The sequence below is a fragment of the Kitasatospora sp. NPDC088779 genome (assembly GCF_040685395.1).
Lineage (GTDB): Bacteria > Actinomycetota > Actinomycetes > Streptomycetales > Streptomycetaceae > Kitasatospora.
This window is the reverse complement of sequence record NZ_JBFBHW010000070.1, coordinates 1-14,900: the sequence shown is the minus strand read 5'-3', so window position 1 is coordinate 14,900 and position 14,900 is coordinate 1. Positions and strand designations below refer to the sequence as shown.

Here is a 14,900-nt window from a genome sequence, read left to right as displayed (position 1 = left end):
TCAGGCGAGCTTGAGGAGCAGTTCACTCAGTTCCCTCGGCATGGTGATCATGCAGTCGTGGCCGGTCGGCAGCTCCCAGACCTGCGCGGCGGAGCCGTTGGGCTGGATCGGGGGGACGGGGCGGCGGGTGATGCCCGGCGGCGTGGGGCCGACGTTGTGGATGTGCGTGCGCGGGATCGCGTCCGCAGCCGGGTTGTCCAGTCGCACGGATTGCCGAAGGCAGCGCACCGTCTGGTCCGTGAGCGTCTCACGCAGCCAGGCCACGTCCGCCGGGTCCGTGACGCCGAACAGGCCGAGGGGCGCGGGCAGCTCGGGCATCGGGGGGACGCGCCAGCCGCTCTCGGACTTCTCGGCGAGCTCGATCATCCGCCGCCCCACGGGTTGGACGTCGACCGCGGACTCGCCGTCCTGCGGGACCAGCGCGTCGAGGTAGACGAGGTGTGCGATGCGCTCCGGGATCCGGTTGGCCACGGAGGAGATCACCAGCCCCGCGTAGCTGTGGCCGACGAGGACGACGTCGTCGAGGTTCTGCTCGGCGACCAGCCCGACCACGTCGTCGACGTGCGTGTCGAGTCCCACCTCCGGTCCGAGCAGGTGCGCCTTGTCCCCGCAGCCGGTCAGGGACGGCGCGAACACCCGGTGCCCGTACGCCTCCAGCAGCGGCACCACCCGCTCCCAGCAGCGCCCGCTGTGCCAACTACCGTGTATCAGAAGGAATGTGGACATGAGTGAGAGCCCTTTCCCCTTTCGCGCCCCGGTACAGTCCGAGCACGAAAGACATGCTGCTGCACCCGACGAGGTACAGGCAACAGGACACTTCTCGGCGCCGTTGCTCACCCGGCCGGTGGTCACGTACTGCCCCATCGAGGACTACCGGGACGTGCTGCGCTCGGTACGGCCGACGGCACTGCTCTGGCCACCGCGGTTCTACGAGAAGGTGAGTCAGTCCCACCACAGCACGACAAGGAGGCGCCTCCGGGCCGCTTCCTCGTAGAACCCGCGTAGCGCGCCGAAGTGGGCCAGCAGGTACTCCGTCGGATCGCCGATGAACCCGTGGCCGAATGTGGAGCCCGCACCACTGTCCACGACCGAACGGAGGATCGCTTGCATGTCGATCTCCCCGAGCCGCGTCGACACCTGGGCGACGTCGGCTGGGTGGAGGGCTGTCGGAGTGGAGTCGCTGAAGAAGGCAATCGCATGCTGGTTCGATCGGTGCGACGGATGATCCGGTTGCCGATCATCCTGAGATTGTGTCGCAGTGGCCGCCAACGCGACCCTGAAACGGGTTCACGCTGACCGGGGCCGGGACAGGCCTCAGGGGCCGTCCCGCCCGTCGCCCGGCGCTGCTGGTGGCGTCGGAGGAGGGCTGGGCGAAGCGGTAGGAGGGACGGTCGCCGGACCGCGGGCGATGCGGGCGCGGCCGTCGTACGGCAGGACGACGAGGTACTGCTGGTCGGTGTCCTCGACGCGGGCCAGCGTGAGGGAGGTGCCGGCCGCCGCGAGTGCCTCGGCGGCCGGGCCGGCCTCCTCCGTCATCCGGTCGAGCCGCGCGTAGGACCGAGTGAGGTCGCGTGCCGGGCCGGTGCCCCAGTATGCGATCCGCGCGCCCCGGCGCAGCGCGGCCAGCAGGTCCGTCCGCAGCGGCCCGTCGTCGGCTTCCTGGAGGAGCAGGTCGTGCAGGCGTTCCTGCCCGCACGGCCGCGTCGGCGCCGCCTCGGCCAGCGCCCGGCACTTCCGGCACGAGGCCAGGTCCTGCGGCTGGAAGTGGTGCAGGAAGAACGACAGGTACCGGCCACGAATCCCGCACAGGGTCCGCCCCCTGTCCCCGGCGTGCCAGACACCGGGCACACCGTGGACCCCGGCGGCGGGGAACTCGGCCGGCTCACGCGCCGCCGCGAACGACCAGGCCCCACCCGGCGCTTCGGTAGCAGGAGAGTCGATCATGCCAGGCAGCATCCCACGCGGCCGGCGATCTGAGCGAGAGCCGGTCCCGAACCCGGACTGGAGGATGCCGCCGCACACCGGGCACCAGTCCCGCTGCCCAGCGAGGCCACCGTTCCTCGCGGGCCTGTTCCGCCAGCAGCATGAGAGCGATGACAGGTGCGGCCCACTGCCGCTGACGACTTGCCGCAACCCGGCGGGCTCCGTCGCCGTACTTCCGGTGCGGCGAGGCGCCCGGCGGGAGCTGTCTGCGGCACGGCGGGCTCCGGTTCTGCCCGTACCTGGCCGCGCTCCCGGGATGCGCGCGCCCGAGACCCGCACGCCCTCGAAGTGCGACCGCACGCCGTCTACCGGCCGGCGCCGGGCTGCGCCAGGATGGTCGGCCAGTCACAGCGTGTACGCGGAAGGAAGGGGGAGCAGCATGGGCGATCACCAGAAGCCGCCGGCGCCGCTTGAGAAGGGGAGCCCGCCGCCGGGCAACCAGGACGGGCAGGTGCCTCCCGCGCCGCCGCCGGGCGGGAAGCACAAGAAGTCGTGAGCCCCGACGCCGATCTGGTGGAGCGTCGGGTGCGCATGGACGCGGCGATGGAGCAAGGCGGGGCGTGGCCCCAGGACTCGCCGTGGTTGCGGGAGGCCATGGCCGCGCTGCCGCGCGACCTGTTCGCACCGGATCGGCTGTGGCGCTGGGACGATCGCGCCTACGTGGCGATGGACCGCGCCACTGATCCGGGCGGGTGGGCCGACGAGCTGTACGGCGACGTCAACGCCGCGGCGATCACCCAGGTCACCGACGGTCTGCCGTCCTCCAGCCTGTCCGCGCCCGGCGTGGTGGCGGACATGCTGGACAGCCTCATGCTGGAGCCCGGGCACACGGTGTGGGACGTCGGCGGCGGGCAGGGCTGGACCTGTGCTCTGGCGGCCTGGCAGGCCGGACCCGGCCGGGTGGTGTCGACCGAGGTCGACGAGCAGCTGGCGGCGTTCGCCCGCGAGCGCCTGGCGGCCGCGGGGGTCGGCGCCGAGGTGCTGGCCGGCGACGCCACCCACGCGGGGCCGCTCGGCGGCGCCAGGGTCGACCGGCTCCACGCCACCTACGCCGTCGAGGCCGTCCCGTGGGACTGGGTGGAGGCGACGAAGCCGGGCGGCCGGATCGTCTACCCCTGGGGCAGGCTCGGCCACGTCGCCCTCACCGTTGCCGACGACGGACGCAGCGCGACGGGCTGGGTGCAGGGCCTGGCGCAGTTCATGGCCGACCGGTGCGGGCCGGCTCCGACGCGCGGTGACCACGCCACGTACACGGCGGTGCGCGGTGGTGGCGAGCCCGAGGTGCGGCGGGTGGTGGAACGCGATCCGGCGCCGCTGGCCGACGACTGGCACCTGCGCTTCGCGGTGCGCGTCGCCGTCCCGGACGCCGTCGTTCTGACGGGACGGGACGAGGACGGTGTCAACGTCTGGTTCCACGACGGCGACCGCTCGTGGGCGGCGCTGTCCACGGACGGTGGTGGGGGCGCGGTGCTGTTCCAGGGCGGGCCGCGGCGGATCGGCGACGAGGTGATGACCGCCTGGTCCCAGTGGGAGGCGCTCGGGTCGCCGGACCTGTACGACTACGGGATCACCGTCACCCCCGAGGAACAGTGGGCGTGGCAGGGCGGCCCGGGCGGCCCCCGCTGGCCTGTCGCGCAGGTCTCCCCGGTCGTCCCGGTCGGACGCTGACCGGGGAGGCCGGCCGAGCGGTCAGTCGTTCAGTGGTACAGGCTGGTGTCCATGGACACCGCCTCGACAAGTGAACCGGCCGAAGACCTCAGCGTGTTGACGCTCGACCAGCTCACCGCGTTCGCCGAGCGTCCTGGTCGGCATCGTGGCGAGCTGGAGGGCGTCCGGGAGATCAGCGCCCTGCACGCGTACCGCTCCGAGGATGGTGCCGGACCGGCGGAGCGCAGGCAATGGGCGAAGCTGTCGCTGCGGGTCAACGCGCGCCTGCACGGCGACGGCTCCTGGGGACAGGCACGCATGGCCCAGAACGACTTCATGCTCCGGGCGTGGATCATCGACCACCTCGGTCCCGACGCCCAGGACCCCGACTGGGACCCTGACGTTCTCGCCGCCGACACCCTCGCCGAGCTCGCCCTGAGTCCTGCGGAGGCCGGCGCTCTGGGCGCCCGGTGGCGGGCCCTGCCTGCCGAGCAGATCGGTGAGCTACGCCGTCTGAAGAATCTGACCGGCCACCTCGACCTGATCATCGGACACCTACGCCCTGGTCGCAGTCGCGACGAGCTTCAGGAATGGCTGGCCGTCCGGCCGCTTCTCCCCTGATCCGGGTGGCTGGCCGTCCGACGGCGTGTCGGCTGGTGTCAGCGTCAAGGGCTGTCCGCTCGACCTGTAGGTAGCGGAGAGAAGTCCAACGGATCCTGGCGGGGATGGAATTGATTCGCGAAGATCCCTTCCGCCTCCCGGTCAAATCTGACAGCATCGTCGGTCATCCGGTGATCGGTCGGCGGTGATCCGAACGCCGACGTGCCCCTCAGCCTTGTCCGTCCGCGGCTGATCCGCGCACGGACCGGATCGATGAACGTGTCCGGTGGACTCCACCGTAGGAGGTAGAAAGGCGGTCGCCCGGCCGCATCACGTGGAGGAGATGTGACCACCGAAGCCGGCATCCCGGGGCCCGCCCTCCGCCCCGCGCGCTGGGTCCGCGCCAGGCTGCGCGCGAGCCCGCTGGCGGCCCTGTTCACGGCGGCCCTCGTGCTCGTCACCGTCTTCCTGGCGGCGGCCTTCCCCCGGATCGCGGACCGGAACGCGGACGCGGCGCTCGGGGACTACGTGAGCCACCGGGGCATCTATCCGACCAGCCTGCACGCCACCTCCCGAACCCGACCGACCGACACCGCCGACGGCCTCGACGCCGTGCAGCGGGAGCTCGTCGCGCGGGTCGGCAGGGAGCTCCCGCTCTCCCGGGCGGGCCTGGCCCACGGCACCCGCACCGCGTTCAACGACATGGACAACCCGGGGTACGCACGGCTCGCCGAGGAGACCGCCCCGGGACTCTCCCTTGCCTACCTGCACGGCCTTGCTAACCGCGTGACCCTCACCGACGGCACGTAGCCGGGCAAGGCGCGCCCCGCCGCCGGCCCGCTGCCCTGGGTGGCCATCCACCACAGGTCGGTGCTGGCGTTCAGCCCCGACGGACGAACCATCGCGACCGGCAGCCTGGATGCCACCGTCATGCTCTGGGACACCAGCAGACCGGCCGAAACACACCGCCTCGGCCAGCCCCTGACCGGTCACAACAGTGGGGTGCGAGCGCTGGCCTTCAGCCCGGACGACCACACCCTCGTATCCGGGAGCGCCGACCGCACGGTGATCGTCTGGGAGGTGACCAACCCGGTCCAGCCCTACAACCTCGGCGGTACCAGCACCCGGACCGGCGCAATCACCGCGGTCGCCGTCACCCCGGACGGGAAGACTCTCCCGCCCGGCGCCGAGGACAAGATCGTCAACGTCAACGACCTCGGCGCACTCGACGAACTGCGTAACCACGCCCGTACGCTGGCGTGCACACGGGCGGGCGGGGGTCTCTCCGCCTCGGGCTGGAGGACCTACGTCCCGGGTTTGAGCTACCGACAGACCCCGCCCCCGGCCGGGCGGCCGGCCCATGCGGCCGGGAGCCGTTCGTCGGCACCCTGGCATATTCCGTGGACTTCGGCTGATACTGCCAATGGTCGGGCACCCGTGGCGCACCTCTGTCAGCCTGCGGATCGCCCGGTTCGCGTACGGGTCCGCAGAAAGGCGCATCGTGACTGACACCCCGACAGTTCCGCTGTCCACCGGGCTTCCTGGTGACCCTGATCGGCTGCACCTCACCATAACCTGCGAGATCGGCCCGGTCCTGGCAGCCGGTGAACGCTCGCAGACCTACCGATTGCTCGCCCGCTACCCGCAGGAACGGGATGCCGCCGAGATCCGGCGTCCCCCGAACGACGGTCTCAGCCAAGTCGCCCTATTGGGTCTCTGCCAGATCCCCATGGACAGCGGGTCGGTGAGCACGGCGCTCCTGGCCGACCTGGAGAACACAATCCCGCGCGGGTCGGAGGTGATCAGCGCGGTTCACCGGGATGCGCTCACAAACCAGAACGACCGGTCCGAGTTCACCACGGTGCTGCGCAAGATGCTCGGACAAGGGCCGTACGGCGACCTCGGAAACCTCCTCATCGTCAACGAGTTCACGTTCGACGACGGCTGGGACGATCCCGGTCTCGGCGTGCTGCTGCTGGGCGAGCTCGTGGCACGCGCCGGCAGCGGGCCCTGCGTGGTGGCCACCGCGCCGAAATTCCTGAACGGCGCCCAGGGATACCAGCGGACCCTCGCCGTGCTGAGCGCCGCAGGCTTCCGCCCGCTGCGCGGGCACACGACGATCGTCGAGCCGTCCGGCCTTCCGGCGTTCTCCGGACCGGCCGGGACGGCGTTGATCCGCCTCCGCCGCGCCTCGGGCGGCTGATCGTCGGCGCCGGCTGATCGCTTCCCGGCCAGCAGGCCGCGGATCCAGGCGGTGAAGTGGGACCACCGCAGGCTCCTCCCCCTCCTCCCCCTCCTCCCCCGGCGCGGACCGGCGCGGACCGGCGCAGCCAGCTCTGCGGCCACGGCTTTACGTTCGTAGTCGTCCGCGAGTTCGGCGGCCGCAGCCTGTCTCTCGGCTTCCACGGCCTCGTCCAGCTCGGCCTTGCGCCGGCCGGCGAGAGTAGACGGTGGCACCTTCGGCGGCGAACCGACGGACGACGGCGAGACCGATCCCGGCCGAGCCCCCGGTCACCACGGCGACCTTCCCATCCAGCTGTCCCATGGTTTCCACTCCCTTGACCATCACTGCTTCGACCATCACTGGAGTTACTACTTCCGGTGGGAGCGCCGAAGCCCCCGCCGGGAGTTCCCACGGGCGTTCCGTGCCCACCGGCGCCGCCCGGCCCCGGAAGCCGTCCGAGGCGGCTTTCCCAGCTCGTTCTCCTCGGCCGCGTGGCCGGTGAGGAAGAGAAAGACGTCGTCGAGGGTGGGCCTGCGCAGGCCGATGTCGTCGATGAGGACGCCCAGCCCGTCCAGCTCGCGGATGACGTCGGCGAGCACCCGGGCGCCCCCGTCCACCGGCACGAGGATTCGCCGGGTGTGCTGCTCCACGCTGAGCGGGCCCCCACCGTACGGGGTGAGCGCCGCGACGGCCGCACCGATCTGCTCGCGGTCGTGGACCACCACCTCCACCCGCTCGCCGCCGGTCCTGGTCTTGAGGTCGTCGGCGGATCCGCGTGCGATCACCCGGCCGTGGTCGACCACGACGATGTCGTGCGCCAGCCGGTCGGCCTCCTCCAGGTACTGGGTGGTGAGCAGCAGGGTGGTGCCCTCCGCCGCCAGCATCTCAATGACCTCCCACAGCGCCAGCCGGTTGCGCGGGTCCAGACCGGTGGTGGGCTCGTCGAGGAACATCACCGGGGGCCGCACCACCAGCGCGGCCGCCAGGTCGAGCCGGCGGCGCATGCCACCGGAGTAGGTCCTGGCCGGCCGGTCGGCCGCCTCGTCGAGGTCGAACCACTCCAGCAGCTCCCGGGCGCGCGCCTTGGCGTCCCTGCTCCGCATCTGGTAGAGCTCGCCGACCATCTGGAGGTTCTCCCGGCCGGTGAGGTACTCGTCGACCGCCGCGTACTGGCCGCAGAGGCCCAGCAGGCTGCGGACCCGGCCGGGGTGCTTGAGCACGTCCACCCCCGCCACGTGGGCGCTGCCCGCGTCGGGCCGCACCAGGGTGGTGAGCACCCGTACCGTGGTGCTCTTGCCGGCGCCGTTGGGGCCGAGCAGGCCCAGCACCGTCCCCTCCGGCACGTCCAGGTCGACCCCGTCCAGGGCCCGTACGTCGCCGAAGTCCTTCACCAGGCCCTCGGCCCGGATGGCCGCCCTCATGTGCCCCTCCTTCTCCTGGAACCAGCCGGGAACCACCTGACGGCCGGCACTGGCAGGATCCCCCCGCAGCGCCCGCCGTGCTCTTCGGCGGGGGAGCGGAGGCACCGCGTGCGCGGCCGCCGGGATGCGAGCCACCCGGGTGTGGTGGAAACGTGGAAGGGAGAGCCCGGCCCGGCCCTGGCCGCCCCACCGGGTTCCCGAAGGCCGTGTGCACCGGACGAGAAGGACCGAGGACCCGCACGGACCTGCGGCGGTCACACGCCGGCCGCCCCGAGGCCCCGCCGGCTCACGCTCCCTTGCGCGAATCGATACCGGATGCGGCTCCTGCCGAATCGAGGCGGTACCAGTGGATCTCAGGATGTCGGTCGAAGCCCGGGAGGCGTTCCTCGCAAGCCCGCACGTGGGAATCCTGGGGGTGGACGACGCGCGCGACGGCGGCGGACCGCTGCTCGTCCCGCTCTGGTACTCCTACCGGCCCGGCGGGCTGGTGACGATCCAGACCGGGCGGACGACGCTGAAGGCTCGGCTCATCCGCAGCGCGGGCCGGTTCAGCCTCTGCGCGCAGGTCGAGTCGGCGCCCTACCGCTACGTCAGCGTGGAGGGGCCGGTGGTGGCCGTCGAGGACCCGCTGCCGCCAGCCGCACGCGAGGAGCTGGCCTGCCGGTATCTGGACGCGGACACGGCGGCGGCGTACCTGGACGCCAACCGGCGGCAGCTGGCCGACGACGTCCTCATCCGCATGAGGCCCGAGAGATGGCGGACCGCCGACTTCGCCGCCTTCGCCAAGGAGTTCGAACCGTAGCCACCCGCGCGCGGTCCGTGTGCGGCAGAGAGCGTGACGTCCCGATGAACACCCGAACAACGACGCATCAGGAGACGGCCGAGCACGCCGCGGCGGTGCCGTATCCACGCGATCGCTGCCTCCACGAGCTGTTCGACGCCCGGGCGGTGCACCGCCCGCGGGCCATCGCCTCCGTACAGCACGGCCGCGGCATCAGTTACGGCGAACTCAAGCTCCGCTCCGACGCGGTGGCGGCCCGGCTGCACGACTCCGGCGTGCGGTACGGCGACACGGTCGGGGTGTGCGGGGCCCGCTCTCCGGAGGCGCTGGTCGCGTTCCTGGGCATCCTCAAGACCGGTGCGGCCTACGTCCCGCTCGACGACGCCTCACCACCCGCGCGTCTGCAGGCGATGGCCGAGGACGCGGGGGTGCACACCGTCGTCACGCTGCCCGGCAGCTCCCGCCGTATCCGGCGCGTGCGTTCCCGCATCGACCTGGGTGGCCTGGCCCCGACCACCCCGGCCGCCCCGGCCGCGGTGCCGCAGGCCCGGGTGCTCCCCGCGGACTGCGCCTACGTGATGTTCACCTCCGGCTCGACCGGCCGCCCCAAACCCGTGGCGATCCCGCACCGCGGAATCGTCCGGCTGGCCGCCTCCGACCTGGTCCGGCAGCGGCCGCGGCCCGGTGAGCGGGTTCTGCACGCCTACGACCTCTCCTCGGACGCCTCCACGATCGAGATCTGGCCCGCGCTGCTCGCCGGCGCCTGCATCGTGATCGCCGACCAGGAGGAACTGCTGTCGCCGACCGCCCTGGAATCGCTGCTGCTCTCCGAGCGGGTCAGCATCGCCTACCTGACCACCGGGGTGTTCCACCACATCGCGCGCACCAGGCCCTCGGCGCTGCGGTCCCTGCGGTTCGCCTCGGCCGGAGGCGAGGCGATGGACGCGGAACTGGCCCGCGCGATACTGGCCGCCTGCCCGGACACCACCGTGGTCAACTTCTACGGCCCGACCGAGAACAGCGTGGTGTCCACCGCACACGCGCTGCACGACCTGCCTCCCGAGGCGACGGCCGTGCCGATCGGCCTCCCCCTGGAGAACTCCACCTGCCACGTGCTGTGCCCGGACGGCACGCTCGCCGACGCCGGCGAGGAAGGCGAGCTCCTCGTCGGCGGGGACGGGCTCGCCCTGGGGTACCTCGGCGACCCCGGGCTGACCGCCGAGCGCTTCGTCGACGACCTCGTCGAGCCCGGTACGCGCCTCTACCGCACCGGTGACCGCGTGGTCCGGCGCCCGGACGGCGTACTGGAGTACCGGGCCCGGGTGGACCGGCAGATCAAACTGCGCGGGCACCGCATCGAGCCGGACGAGGTGGAGGCGCGGCTGCGCGCGGACGACGCGGTGGGCGAGGCCGTCGTCGAACGGGAGGGCGACGCCCTGATCGGGTACGTGACCCCGGCCCGCCCCGGCCAGGCACTGACCCTGGACCGCATCCGCAGCGGTCTCGCCGCCTGGCTGCCCGCACCCGCGGTGCCCGCGCGGCTTGTGGAACTCGCGCGCTTCCCGGTGACGGCCGGGGGCAAGGTCGACCGCGCCCGGCTGCGCAGCCTGGCGGCGACCGGGCAGGCGGCCGTCCCGGCGACGGTGAACGGCACCGCGTCCGGCCCGCAGGACACGGTGGCCCGGATCTGGCAGGTGGTGCTGGGTGTGCACCCGGCGCCGGGCGACAGCTTCTTCGACATCGGCGGCGACTCCCTGCTGGCAGCCGAGGCCGTCACCCGTACGCTGGCCGCCTTCGGCCTCGACGCCCGGCACGGCCGCACCCTCGTCCACAGCCTGCTGCGCTCCCCGACACTGGAGGACTTCACCGCCGCCGTCGCCGCCGTCCAGGGCCCGCCCGGCAGGGTGAACGCCGACGCGGGCCCGGTGGACTTCCGCGCCGAGGCACGGCTGGGCTTCACCCTCCCGCAACCGCGCGGGCCGGAGCCGGACTGGCACCACCCCGCGGAGGTGCTGCTCACCGGCGCCTCCGGCTTCGTCGGCGCCTTCCTTCTGGACGCGCTACTGCGCCGCACCGACGCCCGGGTGTGCTGCCCGGTGCGAAGCCGGGCCCCCGCCCACGCCCGGCAGAAGGTGATGCGCAACCTCGCCCGCTTCGGCCTCGCCACCCCCGAAGCCGCCGACCGCGTCGTGTGCCTCCCCGCCGACCTCGCCGAGCCCGGCCTCGGACTGGAGCCGGGCCGCGCCGACGAACTCGCCGACACCGTCGACCTGGTGATCCACTCGGCCGCGCAGGTCAACTTCATCTATCCGTACGACGCGCTGCGCCGCACCAACGTGGAAGGCACCAGGGAGCTCATCCGACTGGCGGCCGGGCGCCGGGTGCCGGTGCACTTCCTCTCCACCATCGCGGTGCTCGCCGGCTTCGGAACCGCCGGCGTACGGCACGTCGACGAGGACCTGCCGCTCGACCACGCCGACGGGCTCACCATGGGCTACGCCGAGAGCAAGTGGGTCGCCGAGGAGGTGCTGCGCGACGCCGCGGACCAGGACCAGGGCCTGCCGGTGGCGGTCTACCGTCCGTACGAGATCACCGGCGACCGGCACACCGGCGCGTGCAACACCGACACCGCGATCTGCTCGCTGTTCAAGACCATCAGCGAGACCGGGCTCGCCCCCGACATCCGGCTGCCGCTGGACTTCGTCCCGGTGGACTTCCTCTCCGACGCCCTGGTGCACATCGCCACCACCCACCGCGCCACGCGCCGGACCTACCACATGACCAACCCCCGCGCCGCGAGCCTGTGCGACATGCTCGACCGGATGGACAGGGCCGGCCACCGGATCTCCCGGCTCCCCTACGAGGAGTGGGTGGGCGAGCTCGTCCGCCACGTCGCGCAGCACCCCACGAGCCCCACGGCCCCGTTCGTCTCGCTGTGCGTGGACCGCTGCAAGCAGGCCGACATGTCCGTCAAGGAGATGTACTTCGAGGGCACCTTCCCGACCGTCGGGCGGGCCAACGTCGAGCACGACCTGGCCACCTCGGGCCTGCACTGCCCTCCCGTCGACGCGGAGCTGCTGGACCGCTACCTGGAGTACTTCTACACCACCGGTTACCTGCCCCCGCCACCCGGAAGGGGCGCACTCATGAGCGCACGGCCGCCCGGTGCGCGGGGGCCCGGCGCCGAGCCGGACGTCCTGGACTTCCCGCTCCCGCCGCCGGGCACCATGGGGCCGCCCGAGGAGTCCGCGCGGCTGCGCGAGAACTGCCCCCTGGCCAGGGTCAGGCTGCCGATGGACGCGACCGCCTGGTACGCCACCCGGCACGAGGACGTCCGGATGCTCTTCGCGGACCCCCGGCTGATCAGGCCGACCATCAACGACTGGCCGCCGCGTCCCGGGCAACCCGCGGACGACGGGCCGCGCCTGGTCACGATCGCCGAGCTCGACGGCCCCCGGCACGCGGCCCTGCGCCGGGCGCTGGCCGAGCCGTTCAGCTCCCGGGCCGTGCGCGACCACCTGCCGCGCATCCGCGGGCTGGCCGGGCGACTGCTGCGGGCGTTCGAGGACGACGGCCCGCCCGGCGACCTGGTCGCCGGCTTCACCGACCCCTTCCCCCTGCTCGTGCTCTGCGACCTGGTCGGCATCCCCTTCGAGGACCGGGACCGGTTCCTCCCGGTGCTGGACGCGGCCCTCGGCGGCATGGTGACCTCGCAGGAGGGGCGCCGGGTCACCGGCCTGCTGCGCGAGTACGTCGCCGCACTGATCGCCCGGAAGCGGGACCGGCCCGGCGACGACGTCCTGACCCGGCTGGTCCGCCGGTGCGACGACGGCGAGCTGACCCACGACGACGTGATGGCCTTCGGGCTGTCCATGCTCACCGTCGGCTTCGGCATCAGCAGCTTCTTCCTGGCCGACACCGTGCACACCCTGCTCGACCGGCCGGGCCTGTGGGCCCGCCTGCGCGACGACCGGGAGCTGATGCCCGGCGCGGTGGAGGAGTTCCTGCGCTACATGCCGGTGATGAACGGCACCGTGATCCTCCTGGCGACCGAGGACATCGAACTGCACGGGCGGACGATCCGCGAGGGCGACGCCGTCATCCCCGTACCGGCCTCCGCCAACCGCGACGAGCGGGTGTTCGCCGACGCCGACCGGCTCGACCTGGACCGGGCCGGCACGACCACAGGCCGCGGGGGCCACCTCGCCTTCGGACGAGGAGCCCACAACTGCCTCGGCGCCCACCTGGCCCGCGCCGAACTGTCCGCGGGAGTCGAGGCGTTGCTCGACCACTTCCCGCGGCTGCGCCTCGCCGAAGGACAGGAACCCGCCTGGGACGACGAATCCGTGACCAAGTCACCGCTGACCCTACCGGTCAGCTGGTGAGACCCGACCGGCCACCTCGCACGCGATCACCTCGCACGCGACCACCTCCCACGCGACCACCTCGTACGCGACCACCTCGTACGCGACCAGGGAGCACCGCCAGTGAGCAGCTCACCGCCGCAACCCGCCGCCGACCCGCCCGCCATCAACCTGCCCGCCATCGACCTGCCCCTCCCGCCGCCGGGCACCATGGGCCCGCCCACGCAGTACGGGTGGCTGCGCCGGGAGTGCCCGCTCACGGAGGTCCGGCTGCCGATCGGCGCCACCGCCTGGTACGCCACCCGCTACGAGGACGTCCGGGACCTGATCGCGGACCCCCGGCTGATCCGGCCGACCATCAACGACTGGCCGCCCCGACCTGACCGGGCCGCCGACGACGACGAGCCGGGCCTGATCACGATGATGGAACTGAACGGCCCCCGCCACGAGGCCCTGCGCCGCGCTCTGGCCGAGCCGTTCAGCGTCCGTTCCGTCCGGCGCCGGCTGCCGCGACTGCGCCGGTCGGCCGATGGGCTGCTGGACGACTTCACGGCCGCCGGGCAGCCCGGCGACCTGGTCGGCGGCTTCCTGGAGCCCTTCCCGCTGCTGGCCATGTGCGAGCTGGTGGGCATCCCCTACGAGGACCGCGAGTACTTCCTGCCCAGGGCGGACGCCGCCCTCGGGGCGATGGTCACCCTGGACGAGGGCCGCGAGGTCACCTCCGAACTGCGCGAGTACATCGCGTCACTGCTCGACCGCAAGCGGCGCGAGCCCGCCGACGACGTCCTCACCGGGCTGGTCCACGCGTGCGGGCCCGGCACCCTGGACGGGGAGAGCGTGGTGACCTTCGGGCTCTCGATGCTGGTCGCCGGCTACCGCACGAGCACCATGTTCCTGGCCGACGCCGTGGTGGCCCTGCTGGCCGCGCCCGACCGGTACGCCCGGCTCCGCGACGACCGCGGCCTCATACCCGGCGCGGTGGAGGAACTCCTGCGGTACGTACCGGTCATGAACGGCGTCGTGGTCCTCCAGGCCGTCGAGGACATCGAGTTGCACGGCCGCAGGATCCGCGCGGGCGACGCCGTTCTGCCCGTCCTCGCCTCGGCCAACCGCGACGAGCGGGTGTTCACCGACGCCGACCGGCTCGACCTGTGCCGGGCGGAGAACCCGCACCTCGCCTTCGGCCGGGGTGCACACAACTGCATCGGCGCGCACCTGGCCCGGGCCCAGATGGCCGTGGGACTGGAAGCCCTGCTCGACCGCTTCCCGCGACTGCGCCTCGCCGAAGGACAGGAACCCGCCTGGGACGACGAATCCCCGAGCAAGTCACCGCTCACCCTCCCCGTCAGCTGGCACGTCACCACCGCTGCCGCTCAAGGGGTCGGCGATCCACCGGAACGACCGCGAAGCCACCGGCCCCCACCGCCGTGAGGACACCGCCGAACGTTGCGCTCACCGCCGTGTGCCGGGAGGAAGGGCCCTCCTGCTGGGCCGGCCCGCTCCGCGGGGAGCGCGCGTATGGAGTGCGTCGGGAAGGCGGCCCCGGGCGTCAGGAAAGCGTCAAGGGCGGGCGGGGCGCGGCGGGCACGGCGGTTGGGTGGAGGGCGACGGACCAGGCACGCAACGACGGCGCGAGGACGGATCATGCACGGCGACGGACGGCACGAGGGCAGCGGCGGCGGCAGGGTGGTGGTCGGGGTCAGCGGATCGCTCGGCAGCCTCGCCGCCCTGCACCGCGGCGTGGCGGAAGCCCGCAGCCGTGGCGCCGAACTCGTGCCGGTGCTGGCCTGGGAGCCGCCCGGCGGTGAGTTCGGGTATCGCCGGTCGCCGTGCCCGCCGCTGCTCGCGGCGGTGCGGGAGGCGGCCGAACAGCGGCTGCG

The 14,900-nt window shown here is 72.9% G+C and carries 13 protein-coding genes and 1 pseudogene; 9 read left to right on the top strand and 5 right to left on the bottom strand.

The features are described 5' to 3' along the window. The 3 genes from AB0P03_RS37495 to AB0P03_RS37485 all read right to left on the bottom strand — a co-directional run bounded on the left by AB0P03_RS37495 (position 1) and on the right by AB0P03_RS37485 (position 1,944). On the bottom strand, positions 1–726 hold the full coding sequence (locus AB0P03_RS37495; RefSeq protein WP_363633180.1) for an alpha/beta hydrolase: 726 nt from the start codon (positions 724–726) through the stop codon (positions 1–3). A gap of 216 nt (positions 727–942) precedes the next feature. Beyond that, a complete protein-coding gene (locus AB0P03_RS37490; protein ID WP_363633178.1) occupies positions 943–1,110 on the bottom strand; it encodes a hypothetical protein in 168 nt (55 codons plus the stop codon). Between the two features lie 204 nt (positions 1,111–1,314). After that, the gene (locus AB0P03_RS37485) at positions 1,315–1,944 is read right to left on the bottom strand and encodes a hypothetical protein (protein WP_363633176.1); all 630 of its coding nucleotides are present in this window, start codon (positions 1,942–1,944) and stop codon (positions 1,315–1,317) included. 531 nt (positions 1,945–2,475) lie between these two features. On the opposite strand from AB0P03_RS37485, the gene AB0P03_RS37480 reads away from it, so the two are divergent. The 5 genes from AB0P03_RS37480 to AB0P03_RS37460 all read left to right on the top strand — a co-directional run bounded on the left by AB0P03_RS37480 (position 2,476) and on the right by AB0P03_RS37460 (position 6,433). Beyond that, positions 2,476–3,651: a methyltransferase domain-containing protein gene (locus AB0P03_RS37480; protein WP_363633174.1), complete on the top strand. Its 1,176-nt coding sequence runs from the start codon at positions 2,476–2,478 to the stop codon at positions 3,649–3,651. A 51-nt stretch (positions 3,652–3,702) separates the two neighbouring features. Next, positions 3,703–4,251 (top strand): hypothetical protein, encoded by a 549-nt coding sequence (locus AB0P03_RS37475; protein ID WP_363633172.1) that lies wholly within the window; start codon positions 3,703–3,705, stop codon positions 4,249–4,251. A gap of 324 nt (positions 4,252–4,575) precedes the next feature. After that, complete coding sequence (locus tag AB0P03_RS37470; protein WP_363633170.1) at positions 4,576–5,040, top strand: hypothetical protein; 465 nt, start codon at positions 4,576–4,578, stop codon at positions 5,038–5,040. A gap of 39 nt (positions 5,041–5,079) precedes the next feature. Continuing rightward, positions 5,080–5,739 (top strand): hypothetical protein, encoded by a 660-nt coding sequence (locus AB0P03_RS37465; protein WP_363633168.1) that lies wholly within the window; start codon positions 5,080–5,082, stop codon positions 5,737–5,739. Further along, positions 5,732–6,433, top strand: coding sequence for a hypothetical protein (locus AB0P03_RS37460; protein ID WP_363633208.1), 702 nt, complete (start codon positions 5,732–5,734; stop codon positions 6,431–6,433). Before AB0P03_RS37465 ends, AB0P03_RS37460 begins: the two co-directional genes overlap by 8 nt. Before the next feature lie 200 nt (positions 6,434–6,633). Here AB0P03_RS37460 and AB0P03_RS37455 read toward each other — a convergent pair. Both AB0P03_RS37455 and AB0P03_RS37450 read right to left on the bottom strand, forming a co-directional pair. Next, positions 6,634–6,775 (bottom strand): annotated as a pseudogene (locus AB0P03_RS37455) (SDR family NAD(P)-dependent oxidoreductase); the annotation flags it as partial. Between the two features lie 47 nt (positions 6,776–6,822). After that, positions 6,823–7,875, bottom strand: coding sequence for an ATP-binding cassette domain-containing protein (locus AB0P03_RS37450; RefSeq protein ID WP_363633166.1), 1,053 nt, complete (start codon positions 7,873–7,875; stop codon positions 6,823–6,825). 358 nt (positions 7,876–8,233) lie between these two features. Here AB0P03_RS37450 and AB0P03_RS37445 point away from each other — a divergent pair, with 358 nt between their 5' ends. The 4 genes from AB0P03_RS37445 to AB0P03_RS37430 all read left to right on the top strand — a co-directional run. Further along, on the top strand, positions 8,234–8,677 hold the full coding sequence (locus tag AB0P03_RS37445) for a pyridoxamine 5'-phosphate oxidase family protein (RefSeq protein WP_363587946.1): 444 nt from the start codon (positions 8,234–8,236) through the stop codon (positions 8,675–8,677). 44 nt (positions 8,678–8,721) lie between these two features. Next, the gene (locus AB0P03_RS37440) at positions 8,722–13,041 is read left to right on the top strand and encodes an amino acid adenylation domain-containing protein (RefSeq protein WP_363633164.1); all 4,320 of its coding nucleotides are present in this window, start codon (positions 8,722–8,724) and stop codon (positions 13,039–13,041) included. Positions 13,042–13,143: 102 nt separating this feature from the next. Beyond that, on the top strand, positions 13,144–14,451 hold the full coding sequence (locus tag AB0P03_RS37435; RefSeq protein WP_363633163.1) for a cytochrome P450: 1,308 nt from the start codon (positions 13,144–13,146) through the stop codon (positions 14,449–14,451). Positions 14,452–14,664: 213 nt separating this feature from the next. Next, positions 14,665–14,900: universal stress protein (locus AB0P03_RS37430; RefSeq protein WP_363633161.1), on the top strand; the 236-nt coding region annotated here is incomplete at its 3' end.